This window comes from Robbsia sp. KACC 23696 (assembly GCF_039852015.1).
In the GTDB taxonomy this organism is placed as follows: domain Bacteria; phylum Pseudomonadota; class Gammaproteobacteria; order Burkholderiales; family Burkholderiaceae; genus Robbsia.
Genome location: NZ_CP156626.1, coordinates 3,187,866 through 3,211,190, shown reverse-complemented (window position 1 = coordinate 3,211,190; position 23,325 = coordinate 3,187,866). Strand labels below are relative to the sequence as shown.

At 62.3% G+C, this 23,325-nt stretch carries 16 protein-coding genes, 2 tRNA genes, 1 rRNA gene and 1 pseudogene; 8 read left to right on the top strand and 12 right to left on the bottom strand.

Going from position 1 to position 23,325, the window contains the following annotated elements; translation table 11 throughout:
- Positions 1-107 precede the first annotated feature (107 nt).
- The gene (locus ABEG21_RS13435) at positions 108-1,256 is read left to right on the top strand and encodes a porin (protein ID WP_347555040.1); all 1,149 of its coding nucleotides are present in this window, start codon (positions 108-110) and stop codon (positions 1,254-1,256) included.
- Between the two features lie 201 nt (positions 1,257-1,457).
- On the opposite strand, the gene ABEG21_RS13430 is transcribed toward ABEG21_RS13435, so the two are convergent.
- Positions 1,458-1,946 (bottom strand): type III secretion system chaperone, encoded by a 489-nt coding sequence (locus ABEG21_RS13430; RefSeq protein WP_347555039.1) that lies wholly within the window; start codon positions 1,944-1,946, stop codon positions 1,458-1,460.
- A 282-nt stretch (positions 1,947-2,228) separates the two neighbouring features.
- Here ABEG21_RS13430 and ABEG21_RS13425 point away from each other — a divergent pair, with 282 nt between their 5' ends.
- Complete coding sequence (locus ABEG21_RS13425; protein WP_347555038.1) at positions 2,229-3,185, top strand: sugar-binding transcriptional regulator; 957 nt, start codon at positions 2,229-2,231, stop codon at positions 3,183-3,185.
- Positions 3,186-3,268: 83 nt separating this feature from the next.
- Here the strand turns inward: ABEG21_RS13425 and xylB are convergent, their stop codons facing one another.
- The 8 genes and pseudogenes from xylB to ABEG21_RS13385 all read right to left on the bottom strand — a co-directional run.
- Positions 3,269-4,738: a xylulokinase gene (gene xylB / locus ABEG21_RS13420; RefSeq protein ID WP_347555037.1), complete on the bottom strand. Its 1,470-nt coding sequence runs from the start codon at positions 4,736-4,738 to the stop codon at positions 3,269-3,271.
- 102 nt (positions 4,739-4,840) lie between these two features.
- Positions 4,841-6,229, bottom strand: coding sequence for a D-arabinitol 4-dehydrogenase (gene dalD / locus ABEG21_RS13415; protein ID WP_347555036.1), 1,389 nt, complete (start codon positions 6,227-6,229; stop codon positions 4,841-4,843).
- A gap of 84 nt (positions 6,230-6,313) precedes the next feature.
- Positions 6,314-7,504, bottom strand: a complete 1,191-nt coding sequence (ugpC, locus tag ABEG21_RS13410; protein WP_347555035.1) for a sn-glycerol-3-phosphate ABC transporter ATP-binding protein UgpC — start codon at positions 7,502-7,504, stop codon at positions 6,314-6,316.
- 82 nt (positions 7,505-7,586) lie between these two features.
- A complete protein-coding gene (locus ABEG21_RS13405; protein ID WP_347555034.1) occupies positions 7,587-8,516 on the bottom strand; it encodes an HAD family phosphatase in 930 nt (309 codons plus the stop codon).
- 45 nt (positions 8,517-8,561) lie between these two features.
- Positions 8,562-9,383 (bottom strand): carbohydrate ABC transporter permease, encoded by an 822-nt coding sequence (locus ABEG21_RS13400; protein ID WP_347555033.1) that lies wholly within the window; start codon positions 9,381-9,383, stop codon positions 8,562-8,564.
- Positions 9,380-10,327 carry a sugar ABC transporter permease gene (locus ABEG21_RS13395; RefSeq protein WP_347555032.1) on the bottom strand — a complete coding sequence of 316 codons (948 nt, stop codon included), beginning with the start codon at positions 10,325-10,327 and terminating at the stop codon, positions 9,380-9,382. Before ABEG21_RS13395 ends, ABEG21_RS13400 begins: the two co-directional genes overlap by 4 nt.
- Before the next feature lie 125 nt (positions 10,328-10,452).
- Entirely contained in the window at positions 10,453-11,895 is a 1,443-nt protein-coding gene (locus ABEG21_RS13390) for a sugar ABC transporter substrate-binding protein (RefSeq protein WP_347555031.1), read from the bottom strand.
- A 355-nt stretch (positions 11,896-12,250) separates the two neighbouring features.
- Positions 12,251-13,534 (bottom strand): annotated as a pseudogene (locus ABEG21_RS13385) (solute carrier family 23 protein); the annotation flags it as partial.
- 308 nt (positions 13,535-13,842) lie between these two features.
- Here ABEG21_RS13385 and ABEG21_RS13380 point away from each other — a divergent pair.
- Complete coding sequence (locus tag ABEG21_RS13380) at positions 13,843-15,129, top strand: class I SAM-dependent methyltransferase (RefSeq protein WP_347556798.1); 1,287 nt, start codon at positions 13,843-13,845, stop codon at positions 15,127-15,129.
- 26 nt (positions 15,130-15,155) lie between these two features.
- Here the strand turns inward: ABEG21_RS13380 and ABEG21_RS13375 are convergent, their stop codons facing one another.
- Entirely contained in the window at positions 15,156-16,595 is a 1,440-nt protein-coding gene (locus ABEG21_RS13375) for a TIGR03862 family flavoprotein (RefSeq protein ID WP_347555030.1), read from the bottom strand.
- Between the two features lie 213 nt (positions 16,596-16,808).
- Between ABEG21_RS13375 and ABEG21_RS13370 the strand changes: the two genes are divergently transcribed.
- Complete coding sequence (locus ABEG21_RS13370) at positions 16,809-17,420, top strand: superoxide dismutase (RefSeq protein ID WP_347555029.1); 612 nt, start codon at positions 16,809-16,811, stop codon at positions 17,418-17,420.
- Here the strand turns inward: ABEG21_RS13370 and ABEG21_RS13365 are convergent.
- Complete coding sequence (locus ABEG21_RS13365) at positions 17,417-19,498, bottom strand: ATP-binding cassette domain-containing protein (protein ID WP_347555028.1); 2,082 nt, start codon at positions 19,496-19,498, stop codon at positions 17,417-17,419. The genes ABEG21_RS13370 and ABEG21_RS13365 overlap by 4 nt on opposite strands.
- Positions 19,499-19,526: 28 nt before the next feature.
- Complete coding sequence (locus ABEG21_RS13360; RefSeq protein ID WP_347556797.1) at positions 19,527-20,372, bottom strand: extracellular solute-binding protein; 846 nt, start codon at positions 20,370-20,372, stop codon at positions 19,527-19,529.
- A 326-nt stretch (positions 20,373-20,698) separates the two neighbouring features.
- Here ABEG21_RS13360 and ABEG21_RS13355 point away from each other — a divergent pair, with 326 nt between their 5' ends.
- From ABEG21_RS13355 to ABEG21_RS13340, 4 genes are all read left to right on the top strand, one after another.
- Positions 20,699-20,872, top strand: coding sequence for a hypothetical protein (locus tag ABEG21_RS13355; RefSeq protein WP_347555027.1), 174 nt, complete (start codon positions 20,699-20,701; stop codon positions 20,870-20,872).
- Between the two features lie 333 nt (positions 20,873-21,205).
- Positions 21,206-22,736, top strand: a 16S ribosomal RNA gene (locus tag ABEG21_RS13350).
- A 63-nt stretch (positions 22,737-22,799) separates the two neighbouring features.
- Positions 22,800-22,876 (top strand) — tRNA-Ile (locus tag ABEG21_RS13345).
- A 71-nt stretch (positions 22,877-22,947) separates the two neighbouring features.
- Positions 22,948-23,023: transfer RNA gene (locus tag ABEG21_RS13340), tRNA-Ala, on the top strand.
- The last annotated feature ends 302 nt before the right edge of the window (positions 23,024-23,325 follow it).

Genomic DNA, 23,325 nt, shown 5'->3' with positions numbered 1-23,325 from the left:
ACGAAGCGTACGAGCAGAAATTTCGTAATGCCGATTGGGCCTCCAGGCTTGGCGAGCGATTTGACGCAGTAAAACCGTTTTTCTTCTTTTTTCTAACGGGGGATGTCTTGAAAAAATCTTTGTTGCTGGCAGCGCTGCTGGGCGCCGGTGTAATGTCCGCCCACGCGCAATCGAGCGTGACGCTGTACGGTATCGTTGACGCGGGCGTGCAATACGTTTCCAACAGCGTTGGCACATCCAAGTTCGGCTTCCAAAGCGGCGGCGACTTCGGCGACCGTTGGGGCCTGAAGGGTACGGAAGATCTGGGCGGCGGTCTGTCCGCGATCTTCAACCTGGAAAACGGGTTCAACATCGGTACGGGTAACTTCTCGGCCGCTGGTACCGAGTTCAACCGTCAAGCATTCGTCGGTCTGGCAAGCAAGCAATACGGTACGCTGACGTTCGGTCGCCAATACGCACCGACGACGGACTTGATCGAAGCGTACGGCCCGGCAGCGGTCGGCGGCATCGGTACGTTCCCGGGCGATATCTCGGACATGGATAACGGTATCCGTGTAAACAACTCGATCAAGTACAAGTCGTTGACGTACAACGGCCTGACCGGCGAAGCGCTGTACGGCTTCGGCAACAACGCTGGCCAAGTGAACGGCGGCTCGGTGTACGCTGCAGGCCTGAGCTACATCCAAGGCCCGATCGTTGCTGGCGCGACGTATTACAAGACGAACGGCGCAGTGAACGGCGGCACGAACGCTGCGGCGATCGCCAACGGCAATGCGATCTCGGCTGGCTACGGCAATGCGAAGTCGCAACAAGTGATCAACGCGGTTGCAGGCGCTCAGTTGTCGCAAGCCTACGTTGGCCTGGTGTATGCGTACACGCAATACCGTCCGTCGGCAACGTCGTTCATCCGTCACTCGGTTGCTTACAACTCGGTTGGCGCAGTGGGTACGTACCAGCTGAACCCGGCATTGATCCTGGGTCTGTCGTACAACTACACGTTCGGTCAGAAGGTTGACGCAGCGTCGCAAACGTCGGCTCCGCGTTACCAACAGATCGCCGGTAAGGCAATCTACTCGCTGAGCAAGCGCACGGGCGTCTACCTGTTCGCAGGTTACCAGCACGCTTACGGCCAAACGCTCAACGCAGCTGGCAACGTCGTGAACTCGACGGCATCGGTTGGCGATTCGCTGAACGGTTCGGGTTCGAACGGCCGCAGCCAAGCGTTGGTCCGTATCGGCATGTACAACAAGTTCTAAATCAGTTTTCCGAATCCGGCTTCAATGCTGGATTCCGGGATATTTGATGCAGAATCCATGGTGTCGACACGCGCTCAGGGAAACCTGACGCGGGGTCAACATGAAAAAAGCCCAGCTTCGTGCTGGGCTTTTTTTCGTCTTATTCCGGGCAACGCGTGGCGTGTGGGTAAGGCGTCGTATCGATCGGCGCCTGCTGCCGTGTCACGCGACAGGAAACGTATTCATGCTACCGCGCTCGGTTTCCGGGCTGAGCCGATCTTCATTGTCCCAGCGTTGCAGCGCCGGCAATGCATCGCGCCAGCGGCGCGCCTGCTCGAGGAAACGGTGCAAGCCTGCGGCGCAGCCTTCCGGTTCGGTCTGGCTCAAGGCGATATGACGAAAGAAAAGGACCTGTTCGCGGACATCGTCGAAGCCGAACACGCCCTGACTCGTCGCGACACCGAACAAATGCAACTGCAGCAGGCGCGCAAAGACGATTTCGCGATGCGCCTTTGCCAGCGTCCCCAGCGTCGTGTACACCAATAACTGCGGTGCGGACGGGTCCGGCATGCCGGGAAGCGCCTGCGCCATTTCCAACGTCACGTCGATATCGGTGTCGAACGTCACGCTGCAACTGCCGGATCGTATGGCGGCCTGCACATCCATGCGATCCTCCAAGTGCAGCAAGGCCAGCACTTCGGCATAAGTCATGTCACGCTCCATAAGGATGACGAGATCCATCGCCTCGTAATGGCGGATGGACCTTGGACCGCGATTTGTATCGAAATACGCTTTTCGGTTCCCATGAAGGTGGGGGGCGGCCCTCTGCCGGCGCGTGCGCTACCCCGCTATCCGCATCCGATGATGCGATTCTCGTATCGGTAATAGGAGCTGCCCGAATAGGGCGACGGTGTAGGACTTGATACACTGATGCCATCGCGTCGCGTCGCTGCGTGATGCCGCAATGCCACCCATTGTCTTTCTCTATCGCCTGTGTCGAAATCTCTCGAAAAACTCGATCTGGCCGCGCGCGCGGCCTGGCTCTACTTCGTCGCGGGCAAGACGCAGCATGAGGTAGCCGACACCCTTCGTGTCTCACGTCCGGTGGCACAACGGTTGATCGCCCTGGCGACGGACAAGAATCTGGTGCGCGTCAGGGTGACCCATCGGACCGCCTCCTGTCTGGCGCTCGCGGAGCAGTTGTCGGAACGCTTCGGCTTGAGCCTGTGCGAGGTGGTGCCGTTCGACGACGACAGCGACGAGGATCTGAAGAAAAAACTAGCCGTTACGTCGGCGGCAGTATTCGAGCGTTATCTCAGTAGCGAGGCGCCTATCGTCGTCAGCGTCAGTAGCGGACGGACGTTGAAGGCCGCGGCAGCCGAACTGTCGGGCCTGTCACGGCCGGATCATCGACTCGTGTCCATGGTCGGCACGATCGCGCGCGATGGCTCGTCGAACCCCTATGATGTCGCGACCTTGATTTCCGAGCGTCTGGGTTGCAAGCGTTTCCTGATGCCGGCGCCGTTGATGGCCGATACCGAGGAAGAGGCGCAGCATTGGTGCAACCATCGGCTCTATCAGGTCGTCGAGCAATTGAGCGCCAATGCCGATGTCGCCTTCGTCGGCATCGGCCATATCGGGCCCGATTGTCCGCAGGAAGCGGACGGTTTCATCACGCGCGATGAAGTGCATGACCTGACGGCACGTGGCGCCGTGGGAGAGTTGCTTGGCCGCTCGATCGATGCGGCGGGGCGCATCATCGAAGCCCCCGCGCAGCGCCGCTTGACCAGCCTGACGCTGCAGTCTCCTCCGAGCGTGCCGACGATCGGTTTTGCCGGCGGAAGCGTCAAGCACGCCGCGGTGGCTGCCGCATTGCGGGGCGCCTGGCTTACCGGTCTGGTTACCGACGAGCGCTGTGCGCAAGTGGTGCTCGAGATGACGGCGCCTTGACGCGCCTCGGGTGGCGCCGCCGCCGCGCGGCGACGGGGCATCGGCAGCCTTTCATCACCTCGCGTGTTCGGCAACGCTGCCGATCAAGCCTCGTCGCGGAACAGCGGCGCGGTTGCGCGATACAAGGCGCGATAGCGTTTCAAGCGCGGCTGCAACGCGGCATGGCGCGATTGCTCTGGTTGGTAAGAGGCGCGGATCGGCGGCCGCTGCAGCAGCGTTTTCTCGTCCACGCCGGCAGCCAGTGCGCCCAGAATGGCCGCGCCCAGCGCCGCGCCGGCTTCGGCGCCTTCATGCTGGTGGATCGTGACTTGCAGCGTATCGGCGATCAATTGCGCCCATTCGTTGCTGCGTGAACCGCCCCCCACCAACGATAGCGCCTGCACCTCGGTGCCGGCGGCACGCAATGCGTCGAGACCGTCCGCTAACGCGAACGCGACCCCTTCGAGCACGGCATAGCCGAGCTGCGCCCGCCCCGTTTCGTGGGTGATGCCGAACAGCACGCCTTGCGCATACGGATCGTTATGCGGTGTGCGTTCGCCGGAGAGATAGGGCAGGAAGAGCGGCGCCGTATCGCGCGCCGCCGTGTCGAGTGTGGCGACGTCGGCCAACAGCGCGAGTTCATCGACGCCGGTCAGTTTGCAGGCCCAGCGTAGGCAACTGGCGGCCGACAACAAGACGCTCATCTGGTGCCAGCGATCCGGAAGCGCGTGGCAGAAGGCGTGCACCGCCGAGTCCGGGTTCGGCTGAAAGCGGCCGTTGACGACGAACAGGACGCCGGACGTTCCCAGCGAAATAAAGCCGTCGCCGGGCCGGGCCGCGCCGATGCCGATCGCGCTGCCGGCGTTATCGCCGCCACCGCCGGCAACCGGCAGGCCGGCGCGAAGTCCGAGTGCCGTGGCGGCCTTGTCGGTCAGACGGCCGCTGCAATCGCTGCCCTCGACGAGCCGGGGCATCTGATCGCGCGTGAGCCCGCAGGCCGCCAACATCGTATCCGACCAGCTTCGTTTCCCGACATCGAGCCATAGCGTCCCCGCTGCATCGGACGGATCCGATACATAATCGCCGGTCAGCAGCAGACGCAAATAGTCCTTGGGCAGCAGGACCTTGGCGATGCGCGCGAACAGCTCGGGTTCGTGTTCCCGGACCCAGAGCAATTTCGGTGCGGTGAAACCCGGCATCGCGATATTGCCTGTGATGGCGCGCATCTCGGGCGCGGCGCTTTCCAGTTGCGCGCACTGGTCCGCACTGCGCATATCGTTCCAGAGAATGGCGGGGCGCAGGACGGTATCGTCGGCATCCAGCAACGTGGCGCCGTGCATTTGCCCTGTCAGACCGATGCCGGCGATTTGCGCATAGTCGTCCGGGTGCGCGGCACGCAAGGCGGCCAGTGCCTCTTGCGTGCCGTTCCACCACAGCGCCGGATCCTGTTCGGAGAAGCGCGGGCGGGGACGCGACACCGCATACGCAGCGCGCGCCGTGCCGACGATGCGGCCTGCGCCGGTCATCAGCAGCACCTTCACTTCGGAGGTGCCGAGATCGATTCCTAGGTACATGGAAAAACGTGTCTCCTCTCGTCGGCAACGGCCGCGAGGGACGCGTTGCGTGGCAAACGGCTAGGCGCCGCAAGGCGCCATCGCCCCTCGCCGCCGCCCTCGTTACGGACGCTGCACAACGGCCAGCCAGGATCGGACGTCGTCGACCTGCTGGCCGATGGCCTCGCGCAGATCGCTTCGTCCGGCAAGCGAGCCCCAGAGCAGCGTGTTCTCGGTGAATGCCGACAGGGGATCGGCGCTTTCGAAAAATCCGTGCGCGACCGCCGGGTCCATCACACCGTCCTGATAATCATAGGGCAATTTGCCCTGGTGCCAGGCCTCTAGAAATACGAAGAACAAGGCCGGCAGACGCGCGGTGGCCTCGAACGGCCGCCCGGCGGCAATCTGTTCGCGCAAGGTCGGCGCGATAAAGCCGGGAATTTTCGAGAATCCGTCCGCCGCGACACGCTGGTTGGTGTCGCGGATATTCGGATTGCTGAAGCGATCGAGCACGGTGTCGCGGTAGGTCGCCAGATCGATCGGGCTGGGCGACAGGCAGGGGATCACATCCTCGGTGACGTAATCGAAGCCAGCCTTGCGGATTGCCGCGTCATGCGTGCCTTCGTGGATGAACTGCAGACCGGCCAGCGTGCCGGCCCAGGCGATGCAGCTGTGCGTCGCGTTCAGAATGCGGATCTTCGCCTCTTCGTAAGGCAGGACCGAATCGACGAGTTGCACGCCGACCTTTTCCCAACGCGGGCGTCCGGCGATGAAATCGTCTTCGATCACCCACTGAATAAAGCGCTCCCCCATCACCGGTACGTCGTCGTCGAAGCCGGCGGCCGCGACCCGTTCGCGCACATCGGGCCCGGGGCGCGGCACGATCCGATCGACCATCGCGTCCGGGCAGCGCGTGTTCGCGTCGAACCAGGCGAGTAGCGTCGTATCGCCGACTGCATCCAGGAACGCGCGCATGCCGGCGTGAAAGCGCTCGCCGTTGCTGCGCAGGTTGTCGCAATTCTGCAGCGTGACCGGGCCGGCATCGGCACGCATCCGTTCCTGCAGAATCGCGCGCAGCGCGCCATATAAGGTTGTGCGCGCGCCATCGATATCGGCGCGCAGATCGGCATTCGCGGTATCGAGTCGATGATGCTCGTCGAGGTAATAACCGCCTTCGGTAACGGTGAAGGAGATGATGCGCGTGCGCGGGTCGGCACCCGCTGCCACGAGGTTCGCGAGATCGGCTTGCCACGGCAGCACGCGCGCGATCGATCGGATCGTCTCGTATTCACGATGGCCTTTCGGATCGACGGTTTCCAGTGTGTAGGCGCCTTGCTGCGCGGCCAGTGCATCGAGAACCGCGTTGCCGTCGCCGCGAATATTGCCGACAGTCAGCGACCAATCGCGATCGCCCTGTTCCCGCAGCGTGTGGAGATACCACGCCTGATGCGCGCGATGGAAGGAGCCGGTGCCAAGATGCAGGATCGTATAAGGGGAAGCGGAAGTCGTCATGGCAGGAATGATCAGCAAAGCAAAGCGGCGAATAAAGGGCGAAGCGAGTCATGCCGCGCCGGAGTGGACCGGCGCGGAATCCGATCAGGCAGCGCTGCGCTGTGACGCGTCGAGTCGCGTCAGCGCCGTGCCTTGCGCATCGAACACATGGACGTGTTGCGGCTCGGCCTGCAGTGTCATCGGCGTATTGCGCGTCACTTGCGTGCGCGGCGGCACGCGTACGATCAAACCATCGGCGGCATCGGGCGACTCGGCATACAGGTAGGCGACATCGCCCAGCGATTCGACGACGGTGGCATTGGCCACGATCGCGCCGCGTGCGTCCGCGCGTGCGTCGGCGCTCGTGGCGGCGCCGGGCGCAATCGCGGACAGCGACTGCCCCGCCGGAGCCGGCGCCAACTGCGGCAACCACAGATGCTCCGGACGAACGCCCAAGGTCACTTGATCGCCGATGCGCAAGGTCCCCCCGGCCACATCCGCCCGTTGTCGCGCGCCCGAGTTGAGGGTAACGGTGATGCCGTGCGCATCGATCGACTCGACGCGGCCGTCGAGGAAATTCATCTTCGGCGAGCCGATGAAGCCGGCGACGAACCGGTTCGCCGGCGCGTGGTACAGCGTATCGGGCGAGCCGACCTGTTCCACGCGGCCCGCCGACAGGACGACGATCTTGTCGGCCAGCGTCATCGCTTCGACCTGGTCGTGCGTCACGTAAATCATCGTCGTCTTCAATTCATCGTGAAGCCGGGCGAATTCGAGACGCATCTTGACGCGCAGTTCCGCGTCCAGATTCGACAACGGTTCATCGAAAAGGAACACATCCGGACGGCGCGTGATCGCGCGACCGATGGCCACCCGTTGCCGTTGGCCGCCCGACAGCTGGCGTGGTTTGCGGTCCAGCAGATGATCGATGTGCAGGATCCGCGCGGCATCGCGGACCGCCTGATCGATTTCGGTTTTCGACTTGCCGGCCAACTTGAGGCCGAAGGCCATATTGTCGTAAAGCGACATGTGCGGATAGAGCGCATACGATTGGAACACCATCGCGATGCCGCGCTTGGCCGGCGGGATATCGTTCACGCGTCGCTCGCCGATGATCAGGTCGCCGCCGGTGATGTCCTCCAAGCCGGCGATCATGCGAAGCAGTGTCGATTTGCCGCAGCCGCTGGGCCCGACGAAGACGACGAACTCGCCGTCCTGAATGTCGAGGTCGATCCCGTGAATGATGTCGGTGTCGCCGTATCGCTTGCTCAGATCGCGGGTTTGCAGTCGGGCCATGGTGTGTCTCCTCTCCAATCGATGTCCGCTCGGCGGCGGATGATCGTCGTGCTCGGCGCCAGTCGCCGAGTACGACGTCTCTTTATTCGGTGTGTCGATGCGGCGCCGTCTCTGCCGCTACGGCCGGTTCCGGCACCAGCAGATAGCGCGCGGCGGGTGCGACGCCGGACCGCAAGGCGGTCAGGATCGCTTCCAGGTCACGCATATGTTCGAAGACCCATGAAGCACCTGCCGCATGCAGGCGTCCCGCGTGTACGCGTGCATCGTCGAGATGCGTGCCGCCGGCAAAGCCGATGACTTGCATGCCGGCGCCGCTGGCGGCCGTCACGCCGGTGACGCTGTCCTCCACCGCCGCGCATTGCTGCGGCGCCGTCTCGAAACCGGCGCAGGCGGCCACATAAACGTCCGGCGCCGGTTTCGGGTGCGGCACGCGCTCGCCGGTGTAAATGCGCTCGCCGACCAGTGCCGTGATGCCTGCCACTTCCAGCGCTTCGCGCACGCGCGGCAGAATGCTATTGCTCGCCACCGCCAAAGGCAGGCCGCTGGCCGACAGCGCATGCAAGGCAGCGGTGACGCCCGGCACGGCCGTCTGTCGTGCCCGCACGGCAGCTTCCACGGCCATGCGCACGCTCTGTTCCGCTTCTGGCGCCAGCGTCATGCCGAAGCAGTCGGCCACTGCCGTGATGACATGATCGATCGTGCGCCCCAGGCGTGCGCCCACTTCGTGCTCGACCGCCGCATGCGTGAGGAGACGATCGCCTTGCGGCGTGCCTGCGGCGCGGGGCGTGGTTCGCGCGGCCGCCGTCAAGGTCGCGAACAAGGCGCTGACCATCGCTTCGTCGGCCACGGCTTCGCTGTCGACCAGCACGCCGTCGCAATCGCAGACGAGGTGCGTGACGGGCTGTGGCGGGACGGCGATCGCACCGACCGCGGCCGGCCGCGAAACCGGGCCGCCCGGCGTGTCTTGCCGTGTCGACGTGAAGTCCTGCGTCCGCGTATTCGTTTCGTTCATGCCTGAGCTCGTTGGCTGTGATGGATGCTTCACTTTAACGCGGCATCACTTCACGGCGCCGAACGTCAGTCCGCGCACCAACTGCTTCTGAGATAACCATCCCAGAATCATCACGGGCGCCACGGCTAGTACCGATGCGGCCGACAGCTTGGCCCAGAACAGACCTTCGGGGCTGGAGAACGAGGCGATGAACACGGTCAGCGGCGCGGCTTGGGAGCTGGACAGATTGATGCTCCAGAAAGCCTCGTTCCATGACAGGATCACCAGCAGCAGACCAGTGGAGGCGATACCGGGCATCGACATCGGCAGCACCAGATGCACGATCTCCGTCCACACGGTAGCCCCATCGACGCGCGCAGCTTCGAGGATGTCCCGTGGAATCTCGCAGAAGTAGGTATAGGTCATCCAGACGGCGATCGGCAGATTGATCAAGGTATAGACGATGATCAGCCCGGTCACCGTATCCAGCAGGCCCCAGTTCTTCCAGAGCAGGTAGATGGGAATAAGGACGCCCACCGACGGCATCATCTTGGTCGACAGCATCCACAACAGCACCGATTGCGTACGCTTGGTCGGAAAGAAGGCCATCGCATAGGCGGCGGGCACGGCCAGCAGCAGGCACAGAATCGTCACGCCGAACGAGACGGCGATCGAATGCCAGGCGAACTGGAAGTAGTCGCTATGCGCCAGCACGTCCTGAAAACTCTGCAACGTGGGCGTGAACGAGAACGCGGTCGAGTAGGCCTGTTGTTCGCTTTTGATCGACGTCAGAAACATCCAGAAGATCGGGAAGAACAGCAGCAGGGCGACCACCCATGCCAGGGCACCGAGGCTGTAGTCGCGCAGGCGGTTTTTATGTGCGCTCATGATGCGTAATCTCCCTTCAGGTTCTTCGCCAACATCCGCACCAGGAAGAACGACACCACGTTAGCCAGAATCACCGCCAGAATGCCGCCCGCCGATGCCAGGCCGACATCGAATTGCTGCAGGCCGAGCGAGTAGATCAGGTAGGACAGATTCGTCGTCGCGTTGCCGGGTCCCCCGCTGGTCGTCGTATAGATTTCCGCGAAGATCGACAGCAGAAAAATGGTTTCGATCATCACCACGACCGCGATCGCACGCCGCAAGTGGGGCAGCGTGATATGGAAAAACATCGCGAAGGCACCTGCACCATCCAGTTGCGCCGCCTCCTTCTGTTCCTGATCCAGCGACTGGATCGCGGTGAAAAGGATCAGGAACGCGAACGGGAGCCATTGCCAGGCGACGATCATGATCACGCCGGTCATCGGGAACGTCGCGAACCAATCGATCGGTTGCAAGCCGAAGAAGACGAAGACCTTGGCCAGCACGCCGTAGACCGGATGCAAAATCATGTTCTTCCAGATCAACGCGGCCACCGTCGGCATCACGAAGAACGGCGCGATCGCAAGCAGGCGTGCGATACCCTGCCCGGGGAAGGTGCGGTCGAACAGCACGGCGAGCAGAATGCCGCCGACGACGGTGATCGCCAGCACCGATCCGATCAGGATCAAGGTATTTACGATCGACGGTATGAACGAAGGGTCCGTCGCCAAAAAGAGATAGTTCTGCAGCCCAGCAAAACCGGTGTTGTCGGGGTTCAGCAGGTTGTAATGGATCAGCGAGTACCAGACCGTCATGGCCAGCGGTACCGCCATCCAGATGAACAGCAGCACGATCGAAGGCTGCGCCAGCCACCGCGCCGGATGACCCCGCTTGCTGCGTGCAGCACCTGCCTTGCCGGTGCCGTCCGATGCGCGCGAGGCCGCGGTTGCCGTATTTTTGAGATCCATCGCCTTGTCTCTTTCGTTGCTGCTTGCAGACTGCAGACCGGACCCGTCTTTCATCGGCTCAGTCCGCTCCCCGTGCGAGACGTGCCCGCCCGGTTCGCCCTGACTCACGTGCCCGGTCTTTGCGGTCACTTTTGATACCCGCCCGAGCGCACTGCGCGATCGGCGCTCGCCTGCGCGGCCTTCAGCGCCTGATCGATACTCATCGTGCCTGCGAGTGCACCGGCGATGCTCTGACCGACGACGGTGCCGAACGACTGGAATTCCGGAATCGTCACGAACTGAATACCGGTGTACGGTGCCTTATTCAGCGTCGCGTCGTTCGGATTGGCCGATTCGATCGCCTTCAACACGAAGTCCGAAAACGGCGCGGCTTTTTGATATGCCGGATTGGCGTAGGTCGAGCGGCGCGTGCCGGACGGTGCCGAGGCCCAGCCTTCATCCTTGGCGACCAAGGCGACATAGTCCTTCGATGTCGCCCAGGTCACGAACTGCTTGGCGGCATCCTGGGACTTCGAGCTCTTCGGAATGGCGAGTGACCACATCCACAACCAATGGCTGCCCTTCGGCGTGACGGCAACCGGTGCCGCTGCATAGCCGATCTTGTCCGAGACCTGCGATTGTTTCGGGTTGGAAAGCAGGCCTGCGGCGACCGTCGCGTCGATCCAGATCCCGCACTTGCCCGAGGACATCAGCGTCAGGTTTTCATTGAAGCCGTTGGAGCTGGCGCCGGGAGGGCCGTATTTTTTCAGGACATCGGTGTAGTAGGTGATCGCCTTCTTCCACTCCGGCGTATCGATCGTCGCGTGCCATTTTTCGTCGAACCATTGACCGCCATAGCTGTTCACCAAGGTCGAGACGAAGGCCATGTTTTCGCCCCATCCGGCCTTGCCGCGCAGACAGATGCCGTAAACGCCGTGCGCCGGGTCGTGCAGCTTGGCGGCGAGATCGGCGATCTGGTCATAGGTCGGCTGCGCCGGCATCGTCAGCTTCTTCGCTTCGAAAAGATCTTTGCGATAGAAGGTCATCGAGCTTTCGACGTAGAAGGGCAGCGCGTACAGGTTGTTCTGATAGCTGAGGCTGTCACGGGCCGTCTTGACGATGTCGTCGACGTCGTAGCTGGCGGGCAGATTCGTCAACGGGCTGAGCCAGCCGCGCTTCGCCCACAGCGGCGTTTCATACGCGCCGATGGTCATCACGTCGAATTGACCGCTGCCGGTCGTGATGTCGGTCGTCAGTCGCTGGCGCAGCAGGTTTTCCTCGAGCGTCACCCAACGCAGCTTGATATCGGGATGGCTTTTCTCGAATTCAGGGCCCAGCTTGCGCAGCTCGACCATGTCCGGATTGTTGATCGTGCCGATGGTCAGCGTGGTTGCGGCATGCGCGCCGGCGGACCATGCCAGGCCCAGGACCGTGCCGAGCGACAGCAACGAGGTCCCAAGCAAACGCGCGAGCGGTCGCCGGCGGAGCAATGCGCCTGAGGCGGACCGCGTCGCGCGCAGGGGGGCGTTGGGGGAAAGGGCTGCGGCCGAATGTCCGGCTGCGGCATGCTGCGGGAAGTACGACGACATCGTGCTTGTCTCCTGGTCGGCCCTCCCGGCGCGGAATGCCAGGGGGGCCGCGGAACACATGCCGCGATTTGCGTCATATCGACGCCCGCACCCTCCTGCTCCAGAGCGATTTTTTGTATAACTGATCACCGGGTGGGCTAATGATCAGTTTTTCGTTATTGCCCTGTCAACATGGTGTAAACCCGTCGAAATCGGTTCCAAGGGCAAAAGTTCTTCCCTCGACTGGTTTTTAGAGCTTATTCGGACTGTCTTGAGCGGACGTTTCCGCGCCGATCGCGGTGCCGGCATCGCCGATCGCGGTGCCGGCATCGCCGGGCGCGGCGCCTTCTGCGGCGCCAGGCGTCGGGCGCAGCGACAAGAGGGCATTCAGCAGAATCGCGCCGAAGGTCGCCGTCCCGATGCCGCCCAGCGGAAAGCCCCACAGATGAATCGTGAAATCGCCCGCGCCAAGCACCAGCGTGACCGCCGCCACCAGCAGATTGCGCGTGTCGTTGAGGTTGACGTGGTTTTGAATCCAGATGCGGGCGCCCGACACGGCGATCAGGCCGAACACGACGATCGATGTACCGCCCAACACCGGGCCCGGCAGCGTCTGTACCAAGGCACCGAATTTCGGCGAGAGACCGAGCAGGATCGCGAAGCCTGCCGCGGCGACGAAGACCAGCGTCGAATAGATCCGCGTCACGGCCATTACGCCGATATTTTCGGCATAGGTCGTGACGCCGGTGCCGCCGACGGCGGCGGAAACGATCGTCGCCACCCCATCCCCGATGAAGGCGCGACCGAGATAGCGATCCAGATTGCGGCCGCACATGGCGCCGACGGCTTTGACGTGCCCCAGGTTTTCGGCGATCAGGATGATGGCCACGGGCACAATCAATAGCATGCCGTGCGGCGTGAAGCGTGGCGAGTGGAAGGCGGGAAGGCCGAACCACGGCGCCGCCGCGACTTTGCCGAAGTCGACCGCTGGCCCCCAGCCGAAGCCATTGGCGACCAGCAGATACAGTAGATAGGCCGATAGCAGGCCGAGCAGAATCAGCAGCCGCGACCAGGCGCCGCGTGCCAGGACGGCGACCAGGCCGATGCAGACGATGGTCATCAGGGCGATGGCGCTGTCGAATCCCGAACCCGATACGGAGCGGATCGCCACCGGGGCGAGATTCAGGCCGATGACGGCCACGACGGCACCGGTCACCACCGGTGGCATCAGCACCTCGATCCACCGCGAACCAGTTGCCATGACAATTAAGCCCGTCAAGGCGAATACCGCGCCGCAGGCGACGATACCGCCGAGCGCGTCGGCGATCTGGCCATTCACGCCGTGACCGCTGTAGCCGCTCACGGCGATCACGACGCCGATGAAGCCGAAACTCGAGCCCAGATAGCTCGGCACGCGGCCGCCGACGATCAGGAAGAACAGCAAGGTGCCGATGCCCGACATCAGGATGGCGAGATTGGGATCGAAGCCCATCAGCAACGGCGCGAGTACCGTGGAGCCGAACATCGCGACGGTATGCTGGGCGCCGAGCAGCAGCAATTGCCCGAGCGGCGGCCGCTCATCGGGGGCGATCACGCGACTGCCGCCGTCGCGGGCATCGACGGGAACGCGACGCCATTGCGGGAACCAGGTATTGGCCATAAGTCGAAGTCACTCGTTCGGAATAAAGGAGCCGCGCCCTGTCCTTGCCTGGCTGCGTGGATTTGCACGGATTCGGCGCCAGCATAACGATGAAACCGGAAATTGACCAATAAGTCGGGTCAACGCTGTCGTGAAGCGCTCGGTTGTGAGACCCTGCCTTCGGCGAACATGATTTATCCCGCAGGGTCCCGGGCAGGGGATCGAAAGATCGACTGTCGAGGGGGCTGTGTCGCGGGGTAGGACGGGAATGAAAGGGGTTGAGAATGACAAGCGGTGACGACAGCAAGGGACAGGCCGCCGACGTGCCGATGATGGTCTGGGAAGAAAACGGCGTGACGCATCAGGCGCTTTGGCGTTCCGAGGCGGGCGTGCCGGTGCCGAAGCGCGTGATCGTCGCCGACGATACGATGCCGGCCGATCAAGCCTATCGGCTGGCGTGCGAAGGCGCCGCCTTGCTCTGGCGTGGCGATTTCCAGAATGCGCGGCAACTGCTTCAGGCGTTGGGGCGTCGCATCGAAAAAAAGACCGGGCGCAAGCCGTCGGCCGCCGAGAAGGCACCAGACCGACATCTCGCCGATGCATTCAACCGGCACCGGCTCGCACAGTCACAGCGTGCCCGGACGCTGGGGGCCTTGCTACTGCCTCTGGGCAGCGATTACCGGCTGCCCTTGCGTCGTGCCCCGGACGTGCGCGGCGCATGCGAATGGGTCTACGGGCCGGCGGCCGTTGCCTCGCCGGCGGTGGAGGCACAGGCGAATTCGGCAGCGGACGTCGCGGCGGATAGCGACGCTGTCGCGTTCGATACCGATTCGGCCGATGCCCCCCGCGCAGCGGCATCGCACCTTGCCGCGCCCGTCAACGATGGTTCGGTCGTTTCCATGCGTGAGCTGCTCGGCGTGATCGGCGCCTACGAGTGGCGCAAGAAAGGGGTCGAGGTCCCGCAAACGGGCGGGCGAATCCATCCGCACTACGGCGTGTTTTCGCCGGTTCGCGGCGAATATGTCGATCTGGTCGCGCAGGCGCCGTTGCCGGCAGCGCTGCGTGACACGCCGGTGGCATTCGATATCGGCGTGGGGACGGGGGTGCTGTCGATCGTGCTGGCGCGTCGCGGCGTGGCGCGGATCGTCTCGACCGACAGCGATCCGCGCGCGCTGGCCTGTGCCGCCGAGAATGTCGCGCGGCACGCCTTGGAGACGCAGATCGATCTGGTGCGGCACGATCTGTTTCCGCCCGAGGCGGCGGGTCGCGCCGCGCTGATCGTCTGCAACCCGCCGTGGTTGCCCGCCCGGCCGAGCTCGCCGATCGAGGCGGCCGTGTACGACCCGGGCAGCCGGATGTTGCTGGGTTTTCTCGATGGGCTGGCGGCACGCTTGGCGCCGGGCGGCGAAGGATGGCTGATCATGTCCGACTTCGCGGAACATCTCGGCCTCCGTACGCCGACGCAACTGGCCGATGCGATCGCCGCGGCCGGACTGAAGGTCGTGGGGAAAGTCACCGCCAAGCCGCTGCATCCGCGCGCGTCGGACCGCGATGATCCCTTGCATGCCGCGCGGGCGGCCGAGACCACGACACTCTGGCGCTTGACCGGCGTGTGACCTGCCCCGGCTGCCAGGCCGGGTTGCTAGGGGGACGGCGCGGCCACCGCGACGCCATGCGATCCACGTTCCATATAGTGCGTCACACCCTGCCCGGCCAGTCGGCCGGTCGCCAGACAGGCGGTCAGCAGATAGCCGCCAGTGGGCGCTTCCCAATCCAGCATTTCTCCGGCGACGAAGACCCCCGGCATGTGGCGCACCATCAGATCGTCGTCCAGCGCCGCAAACGCGACGCCGCCGGCGCTACTGATCGCTTCGGCCAACGGTAGCGTCGCATGAACCGTCAAGGGCAGCGCCTTGATCGCGTGGGCGAGCGCCTGCGAATCCTGTAGCACGGCCCTATCCAATACTTCGTATAGCAAGGCCGCTTTCACGCCGGTCAAGCCGAGTCGGCTTTGCAGATGACTCGAGAGGGATCGGCTGCCGCGCGGATGGGACACTGCGTCAGCCACCGCCAGGGCATCGCGTCCAGGCACCAGGTCCAGCGTGAAGCTAGCCGATCCCGTGACCTCGATCGATTCGCGCAAGGCCCGTGAGAACGCGTAGATCAGACTGCCTTCCACGCCGCGTGCGGAGACGACACATTCCCCTTGCCGGCGGTGGATCTCGCCCGACGCATCGGTGAACGACAGCGCAACGGATTTGAGCGGCGCCCCGGCGAACCGTTCCCGTAGATGCGCACTCCAGGCGATGGCAAAACCGCCGTTCGCACTGCGGAGCGGGTTGACGGGGATGTGCTGCGCTTCAAGCCAAGGCACCCAGCTGCCGTCACTGCCGAGCTGTGGCCAACTGCCGCCGCCCAGCGCCAATACCACGGCATCCGCCGGCTGCTCGACGATGCCGGAGGGCGTATCGAAGCGCAGCGTCGGCACCGTGCCGCGCCCGCGGCCGGCGACGCCTTGGGTCGGTCCGGCCTCGGCGGGGCCTGCCACCGCCGAGCCCGCCTCCGATAGGTCGGCCGCCGCATCAGCCGATGCCGCCCATCCCAGCCAGCGATGCCGTGTGTGAACGGTGACGCCCGCTGCGCGCAGCCGGTGTAACCAAGCCCGCAGTAGCGGCGCCGCCTTCATCTCCGCGGGAAAGACGCGCCCCGACGTGCCGACGAACGTCTCCACGCCCAATCCGCTCGCCCAGGCCCGCAGTGCGTCGGGAGGGAAGGCGTCGAGCGCACGTTGCAGCGATTCCGGTCGGGACCCGAAGCGCGCGCAGAACGCCTCATACGGTTCACTGTGCGTGACGTTCAGCCCGCCGATGCCGGCCCGAAGGAATTTCCGCCCGACAGACGGCATCGCGTCGTAGAGGTCGATCTGCGCGTCGCGCATCGTCGTATCGCTTGCAATCAGGCGCTCCGCCGCAGCCAGACCGGCGGGCCCTGCACCGATGATGGCAATGCGTCGCCGGGTGACGGGCGAGCGCGGTATGACGGCCGAAAGGCTAGCCGCAGCGGGAGGAGACGAATCTGACATAGCGAGGGGAGCGTTGGACAGCATGCGGCACGACGGCGAGAAGCGATAGTCGCCATTGTAGGAGAAGAAAGCCCTTTCCCCGCCAGGGCCTATGGGGAAACGCTTCAGGCTAGGATGAGGAAAAGAGATTGTGTCGTCATTTCTAAGTGGGGGCGACGTCGCGGCGGGCGCGCGATGCCGACACCCTGACCGATCAAACAAGGAGCGAATACGATGGCTTATACCTTACCGGCACTGCCGTACGCCTATGACGCGCTGGAACCGCATATCGATGCGAAGACGATGGAAATCCATCATACGAAGCACCACCAGACCTATGTCAACGGATTGAATGCGGCCGTCGAAGGCACGAATCTCGGCGAGAAATCGGCGGAGGCGTTGCTCCGCGAGTTGGAGACGCTCCCGGAAAAAGTGCGTGGCCCGATCCGCAACCATGGCGGCGGCCATGCCAACCATTCATTGTTTTGGACGGTGATGTCGCCCAGCGGCGGCGGACAGCCAAAGGGGGATGTGGCGGCGGCGATCGACAACGAACTGGGTGGGTATGACGCGTTCAAGGACCATTTCACTCGTGCGGCCCAGACGCGATTCGGCAGCGGGTGGGCTTGGCTGAGCGTCAAGCCGGATGGCGGCTTGATCGTCGAAAGCAGTGCGAATCAGGACAGTCCGCTGTCCCATGGCAACACGCCGATCTTAGGCCTCGACGTCTGGGAACACGCCTATTATTTGAAATACCAAAGCCGCCGCCCTGACTATATCTCGGCTTTCTACGAAGTCATCAATTGGGATGAAGTGGAAAAACGCTACAAGGCAGCGCGCGCTTAAGTCTCGCCAGCGGCTAGCGGCCAGACGTCGAGCGCATCGTCGTCGAGACCGAGCCGGATCGTCAGTCCCGGCGCCGCGCGCCAGGTCCCTGGGCGTAATTTCAAGACCGCGTCGCCCATGCGGACGCCCAGGCGGATCTGGCCATCTTCCAGCAGCACATCCTCGATGAGGGCGGGGAAACCGTCGTTGCCCCGCGTGTTGCCATGCACGCGATGGATCGCGTCGGGATCCAGGCGCCACATCACGCGCGCGCCCGCCTCCATGCCACGTAATTTCTCCCACGCGACCGGCAGCCGGACGTCACCACCCACATCCACCTGACCGTGGGCATCCAGCGTTCCTACGCCGACATTCGATAGACCGAGCAGTGCCGCAACCGCCGGGTTCGCGGGACGACTGAAGATCTCGAATGTTTCTCCCGCTTGCAGGACGCGCCCGTGGTCGAGCACCAGAATTTCATCGGCCAATTGCGCCGCCTCGTCCGGATCATGGGTGACGAGTACCGTTATCGCATCGATGTCATGTTGCAGCTGTCGCAGACTGGCGCGCAATGCGCGTCGCCGTGGCGTATCGAGCGCCGAGAAGGGCTCGTCCATCAGAATGAGGCTGCAATGCCGCGACAAGGCGCGGGCGATCGACACCCGTTGGCGCTGACCGATCGAGAGTTCGGCGGGAAAGCGGTCTTCGAGATGGGCCAGGCCGAGCCGGCGAGACCAGGCGTCCACAGTTGCCGGGCGCGCATCTCGCGGATAAGCCCATTGTTGGGCGACCGTCATATGGGGAAACAACCCGAAATCCTGGGGTACGTAGGCAATGTGCCGTTCCTCGGCGGCCAAATCTTGTACCGGGCCGCCATGGATAAGGACCCGCGCATTGCCGTCAGGCGAGACGCGAGTCAGTCCCGCGAGCAGGCGTAGCGTCATCGATTTTCCGGAGCCCGATTCGCCGAGTATGGCGAGCCGTCGCGCACGCGGCGCCCAGCGGACTTTTAGAGAAAAGTTGCCGACATGGGTGTCGAGTGCAATCGAAAGGGGCGGAGGGGGTGCCGCCCCTTCCTCGTGTTTGTCGCCGTCCTGGGCGGCGCTGTCACCCGACGACTGTGTCGACCTGCTCGCCTGACGCGCGGACGGTCCGTCCAACTTCCGCACGCGCACGCGTCGCGACGGTTTCCAGACGGTGTTCAATGCGACCAATAGCGCGGCGAGGAGAGACACGCCAAGCGTCGGCACGATGATCGGCAGCATGGCCGGCAGACCGACGCTGCCGAAGGCGACGTAGGTATAAACAGGCAGCGAGTACGGATGGTAGGCCACCATGACCGTCGCCCCGAATTCGCCGAAGGCGCGCAACCAGGTCAGCAGCAGACCGGCACGGATCGCGGGCCAGGCCAGCGGCAAGGAAATCGTGAAGAAACGCGCATAGGGACGATGGCCGAGCGTCGCGGCCACGTCTTCGAAGGTCGGATCGACGGCGGCAAAGGCACTACGCGCAGCAACGATCAGAAACGGTGCCGATACGAAGATGCCGGCAAGCAGGATGCCGATAAAAGAGTCTGTCAGCGCGCCATTGGTCCATTCGCCCAGGAAGCTGTATGGACCGAGCAGGAAGAGCAACAAGACGCCGCTGGTCAGCGGCGGGAGGGCGAGCGGCAACTGCACGACGAAGGAGACGACGCTGGCGAAGCGCGTTGGTCGTCTTGCAAGCCAGTACCCCAGCGGCACGCCGGTGATGGCGACGATCGCGGCTGCCAGCGTCGCGCTGGCGGCGGATACGCCAGTGGCGCCAATCAGCGTCCGCCATTCGACGCTGGACCAGCCTGCAGATGCGATATGGGGGACGCTGGCGAGCAGCGGCGCGCAGAGGTAAAGCGCGAGCAGGGCGCCGAGCCAGGCAAGCGGCGTCGGCCCGAGGGGCCGGCGCGCCGCGCGGCCCGACGTGACAGGCAGCGGATCGTTCGAGGCAATGCCGGACGGATCCGCCGACGGCGCAAGATCGCTCGGGTCGCGAGGCGTGTTTCTATTGAAAGACAGCCACGAGGGCGTCCGTTTGCTTCCGTTTGCCGGGCGGGCGTCGCGCATGCTGCTCCATCGTCGTCGCGAACGACTGTTATTGCGGCGGCAGTTGGCTATGCAGCGCCGCGGGGACGGTGGCGACATCGCCGCTGACCTTCGGCGTCACGACATCGATACCGTGTTCCTTCAACAAGGCTTGACCTGCCGGGCTCAGGAGCCAGGACACGAAACGTTGTGCCCCTTCGGCGTTAGGCGCATTGTTCAGGATGGTCAGCGTGTACTGTGCCTTTTCTTTTAACGCCGCCGGCAGCGTGATCGCGGGAATCTTCAGATCCGACGTTTCGGTCGAGTAGAAAAATCCGGCGTCGAGCTGTCCCGATTGCAGACGGCCGACCAACGTTTCTTCCGGCAGCACCTGAGCCGGATTCTCCTCCGAGCCGAGGGTTTGTTTCAAGAGGTCCGGCTTGCCGTAGACCGTGGCCGCGTGTTCGACGAAGTTGACGGTAAAGCGTCCTTTCGGATCCAGCTTCGGATCGGTGCGCCCGATACGAATGCCGGGCATTGCCAATACCTCGTCCCAGCGCTTCGTTTTCAGGTCCTTGGCGAACTTGCTTTTCGGGTTATAGCCGATGACGAGCGGCGATTCCGCAAACGACGCGTACCAGGTCACCCAGTTACCGTTGGCCTCACCCATCAGCGTATCGTTGACCTTCGGGCTGGCGCTGATGAAGATATCACCGCGACGCAGCTTGCCCTTGATCTCGTTGGCCACCTTGTTCGAACCGCCCGCATAACCTTCGAAGGCGATGCCGGTTTCCTTTGTGAACGCGGGGCCGACGCTATGTTCCATTAAGTTGACGAGCGACCCGGCGTACAACACGCTGACCTTTTGGGATTCGGCGTGCGCGGCCGATAACGGCAGCAGCGTAGCAGCGGCCAGCAGCAGGCTGGACAGGGTATGACGTAAGAGGGCGCGGCGGGTGGACAGAAACACGAGGTTCTCCTTGGTGGCTGACGATGCAGGTAGCGATCGATGTCGATTTCTTCTTCGTGCGAACGTAGTAGATCGATCCGCTATATCGTGACGAATACGTCGCTGGCGCAGTGTACCAAGTCCGATGGCCGACGTGATTGCGCAGGGAGGAGGCGCGATGAAGGCAATACCCACAAATTTCGTAGGGGATATTGCAAAGTTCGGAAGAGTGTCCTATTATTCGCCTCCCCGCTGCAAACAACGCAGCGCAAGCAGCGAAGCGGCGGGGGGTGGTGGCAAGAAAAGTGCTTGTTTTTAAGGGTGCTTTCTTATTGCCAGGAAGTGGCGGTGGCTTTGTTCTTGGGTGTGTTTCTGAGGGTGAAGTGGTCGAGCAGCTTTTTGCCGATTGGGATGTTTCTTGGGTGGATCTAGAAATATCGCAAACGAGTCTGCAAAAAAGTGCTTGACGAAGCGAGGAGTGCGGTACATAATCTCGCTTCTGTTCTGCAGCAAAGCAACGCTGCGAACGACGAAGCAAAGTAGTATAGCAGTAATCGACGGGTCGCCTAGTGCGGGGAAATGTCCAGCCAGTCGTTAAACGGTTCTTTAAAAATTTACAGCCGATAAGTGTGGGCGCTTGATGGAGTTGCAGGTCCGGTGATTCGTCACGGGATTCAAGCAAAAGTATCAAGAGCTCGCACAAGAGAAGAAAGTAAGTCGTACGAACTTCGGTTTGTACTTCTTGTTGATTCTTGAGTTGAGCGACCTATTCGGAAGAATAGAAAACAGTAACAGAGATTAAACTTAAGAGTTTGATCCTGGCTCAGATTGAACGCTGGCGGCATGCCTTACACATGCAAGTCGAACGGTAACAGGGAGCTTGCTCCGCTGACGAGTGGCGAACGGGTGAGTAATACATCGGAACGTGTCCTGTAGTGGGGGATAGCCCGGCGAAAGCCGGATTAATACCGCATACGATCTACGGATGAAAGCGGGGGATCTTCGGACCTCGCGCTATAGGGGCGGCCGATGGCAGATTAGCTAGTTGGTGGGGTAAAGGCCTACCAAGGCGACGATCTGTAGCTGGTCTGAGAGGACGACCAGCCACACTGGGACTGAGACACGGCCCAGACTCCTACGGGAGGCAGCAGTGGGGAATTTTGGACAATGGGCGAAAGCCTGATCCAGCAATGCCGCGTGTGTGAAGAAGGCCTTCGGGTTGTAAAGCACTTTTGTTCGGGAAGAAAAGGACTGGGCTAATATCCTGGTCTGATGACGGTACCGGAAGAATAAGCACCGGCTAACTACGTGCCAGCAGCCGCGGTAATACGTAGGGTGCAAGCGTTAATCGGAATTACTGGGCGTAAAGCGTGCGCAGGCGGTTTGTTAAGACAGATGTGAAATCCCCGGGCTCAACCTGGGAACTGCATTTGTGACTGGCAAGCTAGAGTCTGGCAGAGGGGGGTGGAATTCCGCGTGTAGCAGTGAAATGCGTAGATATGCGGAGGAACACCGATGGCGAAGGCAGCCCCCTGGGCCAACACTGACGCTCATGCACGAAAGCGTGGGGAGCAAACAGGATTAGATACCCTGGTAGTCCACGCCCTAAACGATGTCAACTAGTTGTTGGGGATTCATTTCCTTAGTAACGTAGCTAACGCGTGAAGTTGACCGCCTGGGGAGTACGGTCGCAAGATTAAAACTCAAAGGAATTGACGGGGACCCGCACAAGCGGTGGATGATGTGGATTAATTCGATGCAACGCGAAAAACCTTACCTACCCTTGACATGGTCGGAACCCCTGAGAGATTAGGGGGTGCTCGAAAGAGAACCGATACACAGGTGCTGCATGGCTGTCGTCAGCTCGTGTCGTGAGATGTTGGGTTAAGTCCCGCAACGAGCGCAACCCTTGTCCTTAGTTGCTACGCAAGGGCACTCTAAGGAGACTGCCGGTGACAAACCGGAGGAAGGTGGGGATGACGTCAAGTCCTCATGGCCCTTATGGGTAGGGCTTCACACGTCATACAATGGTCGGTACAGAGGGTTGCCAAGCCGCGAGGTGGAGCTAATCCCAGAAAACCGATCGTAGTCCGGATTGCACTCTGCAACTCGAGTGCATGAAGTTGGAATCGCTAGTAATCGCGGATCAGCATGCCGCGGTGAATACGTTCCCGGGTCTTGTACACACCGCCCGTCACACCATGGGAGCGGGTTTCACCAGAAGTAGGTAGCTTAACCGCAAGGAGGGCGCTTACCACGGTGGGATTCGTGACTGGGGTGAAGTCGTAACAAGGTAGCCGTATCGGAAGGTGCGGCTGGATCACCTCCTTTCTCGAGCTTAACGCAACGTAAGTTAAGCGCTCACGCTTATCGGCTGTCATACGACAGGCTGTAGGGTCTGTAGCTCAGTCGGTTAGAGCACCGTCTTGATAAGGCGGGGGTCGTTGGTTCGAATCCAACCAGACCCACCATCTAGTCTTTGGTTGCTCGGGCTCGACTGTAGTTCCAGCAGCTGGAGAGATGTACCTACAGTAGCAATATTGGGGGCTTAGCTCAGCTGGGAGAGCATCTGCTTTGCAAGCAGAGGGTCAACGGTTCGATCCCGTTAGCCTCCACCAAACCTTAAGCTAAAAGATATTTGGCGATGTTGCGGTTGAACATCGATGAGTGTGTTTTAGCTTAGGCTTGGCCTAACACTGACTTGGTAGAGATACCAAAATCGGCTGTCGTTCTTTAACAATTTGGAAGAAGTTCAATTCAATCGTGATGCGATGCACATTAGAGATGGTGTGTGTGGTGTCACAAAATTTGGGTTGAGATTGTATCGAGAAGTATCTCAAAGCAGTGTGTCTTGAGAGAGGCACACAAGAATTTGGAATACGGCACAAATACCGATACTCACCTATAGCGCGACGTGTGC